2 protein-coding genes are annotated in these 6029 nt (G+C 34.1%); both read left to right on the forward strand.

Translation table 11 applies throughout. From position 1 onward, the window contains the following. Positions 1 to 373: 373 nt before the first annotated feature. A partial coding sequence (locus AFK68_RS14555; protein ID WP_210407405.1) for a hypothetical protein occupies positions 374 to 1870 on the forward strand: 1497 nt, incomplete at its 3' end. 362 nt (positions 1871 to 2232) lie between these two features. Then, on the forward strand, positions 2233 to 4248 hold the full coding sequence (locus AFK68_RS14560; RefSeq protein ID WP_094673429.1) for a hypothetical protein: 2016 nt from the start codon (positions 2233 to 2235) through the stop codon (positions 4246 to 4248). Positions 4249 to 6029 lie beyond the last annotated feature (1781 nt).

The raw sequence follows: 6029 nt of genomic DNA on the forward strand, positions 1-6029 counted from the left end.
CAAACCTACGGGATTTTTAAAGTTTAATCCCCATAAAGTTTGCTCTAGGCGAGTATCTTCAAAACAGAAGAATTTCTCCATCATTGTCTAAAACCTATCCGAAAAGAGTAATATAATTTCGGCTATAACTGGAATAATACCGTGTTATTGTCACCTAAATATCAACATTTTAACTATAGACACAATGAAAGAATTTACTATTATAGTCAAATTTATCTCAAATTTGTAGATAGAGTAGGGAAACTCAAAGAAAAATTTGACTAGATTATACTCTGAGAAGTTCTATAATTCTTACTGAAGGTGATTAAAAGAGGTGGTACTCTTGAAGAAGCAGAATAAAAGAATCCAAGCAATAATTAGGGAGATAGATGAGGTGCTAAATGAATCTAGTAGCCAAAGTTCTCCTCAAATTCTCGTAGAAACACTGAGAAAAACCCAAGAAATGCTACAGGAAATGCTGGATTATCTGACTCAGGATGTAGATAACAGATCCAATCTACAGTTACTATCTGTTGACCCATCTTCAATTCCAGAAAATACTGTTGACCTTGAGATTAAACAACATCCACAGCAAATAGAAGAGTTTTTTGCCCCTATTAACCAGTATCTACAAGAAGATTTCACAATACTTAAAGAACAACGACAAGCTCTGCGAGAAGAAATTAGGCAACTTGAACAGCAAAGACAAGAAAATTATGCCCTAGCTCAACAATACGCTAAACAGGAGCAAATTATTTCTGAGTTTTCTCAAGCTTTACTTGGCCCAGTTAAAGAAACATTACTAGAACATTTATCTCAGTTATCAACTCAGCATCCATCTTCCAGTCAGAGTGCTTTAGACTCTAGCCAAAATCTTTACCGACAGACTATTAAGGATGTTGAAACCTCTGAGGTTATGGAAATTTCAGAGGATAAATTCGAGGAATTTTATCATTTTGAAAACTCCAAAGTTGATAATTCAAATAGTAATGATAGTGAGCAAAAAAAGCTAAATGAAGAAAATTATGTAGAAGCAAATATTGCTACTGAAAATCTTGAAATGTCAAAGCTATCTCCTGAAATAGATGAATTAAATGAGCCGATAGATAAAGTAGTATTGCCATACCCTGGTTATGAGTTTGTGAAAAGACTAGATCCAGACTCAGAAGCAACAGAAACAGAAAAAAAAAATCTCCAACCAGATAAGTCAAATAATCAAGAATCTTTGAACAAACATCAATCTAGTATTGATGAAAAACAAAACTTAGAAAGACTTAAAAGCAACAACCAGGAAAATGAAATTTCAGCTCAACTAACACCTCCTAATTTTGAAGATAATTATCAAGAACAAAAAAACTATCAAAATGAAACTGTTCAAATAAAAGATGGGGTATTACTAACTCCAGAATTAAAATTAGACGGCTCTGAAAATAGAGAAAATTCAAACAATACAGAAATACTTGAATCTCTTAGTAATTTATTTGGAAAGCTAGAGGTTAATGAAGTAGAAACTAACAACTTAATTGCTCCTAGAGAAGCTCAAGAAACTCAAAAAAATATAAATGAAAATATAAATGACTTTACAGATGAATCGGCAGAAGAAACATATATTCAGGCACCTATAACACAAAGCCTGTTACCTGTAGAAAAACCAGATGAAAAACCAAAAGGATTATTATTAGATAGTAACACTCTAGAATATTTGCGTTCTGATTTGGAAAGTTTAGAGGAAATAGATGTAGATGAATTAATAGACGATCCGGGACAGACTCAATTACAATTAGGAGAAGACCAGGGTATAGATTCAACAGAAAATACTCCTGATTCAGTTGATAATAGTCTTGTGATTGGTTCTAAAGAAAAAGTTGCTAAATTAGACGATCTATTTATGNATGAATTAATAGACGATCCGGGACAGACTCAATTACAATTAGGAGAAGACCAGGGTATAGATTCAACAGAAAATACTCCTGATTCAGTTGATAATAGTCTTGTGATTGGTTCTAAAGAAAAAGTTGCTAAATTAGACGATCTATTTATGAATATAGATGATATTTCTGACAAATCAACGGCAAGTAAGCAGGAAAATATTTATAATTCAGAAGAAAATACAGACAATGAAATAACTCTGGAAGATATCTTAGAGAACTTAACACCTACAACAGATGAAGAAGAAATAATAGCAACAGACAATCAGGAATTTTTAGATATAGAAACTTTACTTGAAGATACTCAAAATTTAGAAAAAAAAAATTGACCTCATTAGAAATGGAACCAGATATAAAATCACATCAAAAAACTTCACCATGGTATTTAGGAATTGACTTTGGTACTACTGGTATTTCTGCAGCGTTATTGAATCGCATAAGTGGCGAAATTCATCCTATATATTGGGAGCTGGTAGTAGCTAAACCAGAATTAGATATTCCAGAAATTAATCAAGAATTTACTCTCTCTACAAAAAGTATTAAAACATTTAATTATCCTGAGAAAATATATAGGTTACCATCAATTATTTATATAGCTCAAAAATTAGAAGAAGCTGACAATGATGAGGAAGAAACTATCGCAGAACAACCTTTATTACTAGAAGATTTTAAGCCTAGTTTAAAAGTTACTATCCCTTACGTTGCAATTAAATTTGAACAGCAAAAATTACAAGAGAAACAAGAAGAGTCTTTTCTCCTACCTCCTAATTTTTATGCTAAAACTTCTCACGAACCTATTTTACAATGGTCTGAAAAACATCAAATTCCTCTAAGTTTAGTTAAACAGGGGTTAGTGACTTTACTGAAGACTTTTCAGCCTCAAGTTAATCTCCAAAACTCTATTTCTCTGATTGAGAAAGACAGTCAAACAACAGTTATTACCAATGATTATATTTGTGGTGCAGTGGGATTGGAACATCAAGCTTTTGTCTCAGCTTTTGCACAATTAAATTCTGTAATTATGGGTTCTCCTGCAAGTTGGCCAGAAGCTTATCGCTTTAATCTTCGGGAGGCAGTTTTAGAAGCAGGTTTGGTGAAAAATGTCAATCAAGTAGTTGTGATTGAGGATGCGATCGCCACGGCTTTATCAGAATTAACTTCGGTAACAGAAGATACAGAAAATTATGGCATTTCAGATTTAAGACGAGGTAGAATTTTAATTGTGAATGTGGGGGCAACTACAACAGAATTTGCGTTGGTGAATTTACCGGAAAATGGGCAAAATTTAACCTACTCTAACTTCTATTGTCATAGTTTTGCTTATGGAGGTCATGCTTTAGATCAAGATATTATTTGTCAACTGTTACTAAAAGATGATATTATAAAAAGTTTATCCAATAATCAAGACGATCAGGAAAAATCCAGTCAAGTATGGCCACGACCAGGTTATCCAGATTTGTCAATTAGGTATCAACTACAGCAGTGGTTACAAAGTTCATCCTATAGACAAGAATTATTAGTAACGGCTCGTAATTTAAAGGTAATTTTGCCATCGGAAAAAGAGTTTAGTTTGAATATAGGAAATAATATCAAGTATTTACAACAAAAAGATTTAGAAACTAAAGTATTAGAACCTTTTGTACAACAATTAAATCAGGAGTTAAATAATTTTTTGAGTAAGGTGGGAATATCTCCTGTAGGAATTAACCGCGCTATTTGTACTGGAGGTAGTGGTTGTTGGAAGGCGATCGCTCGTTGGTTACGTCAAAAATTGCCTAATGCAATTATTGTACAAGATGGAAAAGTTGAGTCGGAAAATGTAGATTTAGGGCAAGAAAATGAGCAGAGATCTGATAATTGTTTATCTCAGGTAGAAGATATTAAACTAACTATTGGTAGAGTTGCTTATGGTTTAGCTATCTTACCTTTATATCCAAAAATTGTAGATATACCTCAGCAACAATACAATGATTATTTTCTACTTTGGGAGATATTGCAAGTTTTTTCAGATTATCCTTTATCTGTCAAAGAAATTTTTCAGTTATTAGAGAAACGAGGTATAAATACTCGCGTTTGCCAAGAAAAAATTCAAACTATTTTAGATGGAAATTTACCTGTTGGTTTAATCCCTTCTCAGGAAGATTTAATTCTATTAAGTGAAGTTTCTCAGCAAAATGATGACTATAAAATTTTGAAAGGAAAACCTCTTTTTGATTGGGAAACTGAAAGTAATAGATATGAATTAAATTATGAACAAGCAGAATATGTACGAGAATATTTAAGTAAGTTAGTAGCTAGCAGTAGGCAAAAATTAAAGGAACCTTTAATCATTAATAATTAATAATGGCTCTGTTGCATAATTAGCAATAGAAAATCAATTCTGTAGCTATATCGCTCTCTTTCGCAATTATTGATGTTCTATTCATCTATTGTCCAATAGTTATGGTTGGGAAATTAAACCTCAAAGCCTTTACAGGCAAAATTTTCAGCCTTTTACCATATCAAAATTGATGTTCTATTCATCTATTGTCCAATAGTTAGAGTAGTTTTTTGGACGTTATTTTTGTATATATGCACTTGCTTGTGCGACAGCCATATACTTTCATGCAACAAAGCCATTAATAATTAATAATTTAAGCATTCAGCTATTAGCAGTTAGCTAGTGCAGAATGGCAGAAATAACTAACCAGTTACAAAATTCTCAAAGCCTTACCAATCAATAATGCTTGAATCCATGAGATTGCCACGGCTGTCGCCTCGCAACCTTTCAGGATTTTGACTTCCGCGTAGCGGCACTAGCCTACTCCAGATGAGCTGCGCTTTTTCGTATAGGGGATGCTCCGCTTTCCATGTCGCGTTTGCGTTAGCATTCCGTAGGAAAGCGAAACAGCTCTAATTAAGGCTTGCTGAAAAAGTATTATGGGTGAGGGTAGGAGTCAGGAGGTAGGAGTCAGGAGTCAGGAGTCAGGAGTCAACCCACCCCTAACCCCTCCCAGGAGGGGAAATCAGGAGAAATCGGGAATTAAAGGAGCTAGTCAGAAGAATTATACCTTGATTTTTCAGGCATGAGTCAACACAAAATCCTAACTTTTTGCAGCTCCCTAGAATGAAAACCTTATACTTTTTCCCGACTTAAAAATGCTGAAACTTTTATCTATAAAGGATGTTATATTTATTCAGCAAACCCTAATTATAAATCAAGCAAATCTTTGAACTGATAATACATTTTCAAGCCATAAATTGAAGTACAAAAACGAGGGTTGAGTTGTCAAGCCATACGGGTGCATCTCATATTTGCCAAAATACTTTTTTCCTATTCCCTATTCCCTATTCCCTATTTCCTGTTCCCTGTTCCCTGTTCCCTAAAAGCGATAAATTTTTGGNCAAAAACGAGGGTTGAGTTGTCAAGCCATACGGGTGCATCTCATATTTGCCAAAATACTTTTTTCCTATTCCCTATTCCCTATTCCCTATTTCCTGTTCCCTGTTCCCTGTTCCCTAAAAGCGATAAATTTTTGGCTTTCTTCACGCATTGAGATGCACCCAGCCATACATTGTGTGGCTGGAAATCTAGATATTTCCCGGAAGCTGATAGCTAATAGCTGACGGCTGAATACTTACTGAGGGTTTGCTGAAAAAGTCTTTTTTTTAGGAGTGGGGGAGTAGGGGAGTAGAGGAGTAATTTTTTTTCTCAACTCTTCCGCAAAATCCTGACTTTTTGAGTATAAAGCAGCTCAAAATTAGGTACTTTTTGCCGACTTAAAAAGGCTAAAATATTTATCTGTTAATACTTTTATATTTCTTCAGCAAACCCTACTTAAATAATTAGGGTTTGCTGAAAAAGTTTTTTGTCAGGAGTAGGGGAGTAGGGGAGTAGGGAGTAGGGGAGTAGGGGAGTAATTTTTTTACTTAACTATGCGCCCAAAATCCGCTCCTTTTTGAGGTTAAAGAGCTGAAACAGGCGTACTTTTTACAGACCTAAAAAGCCTAAAACCAATACCAGTAAATACTTTTACATTTTTCGGACATATTTTTCTAAAGTCAATTCATATTGCCTAGACCAAGCATTTTCTCCTAGTAATGATAATCCAATGCTGGCATACTCACGACCTGCCTGATAAG

The organism is Hydrocoleum sp. CS-953 (assembly GCF_002260545.1).
Lineage (GTDB): Bacteria > Cyanobacteriota > Cyanobacteriia > Cyanobacteriales > Microcoleaceae > Trichodesmium.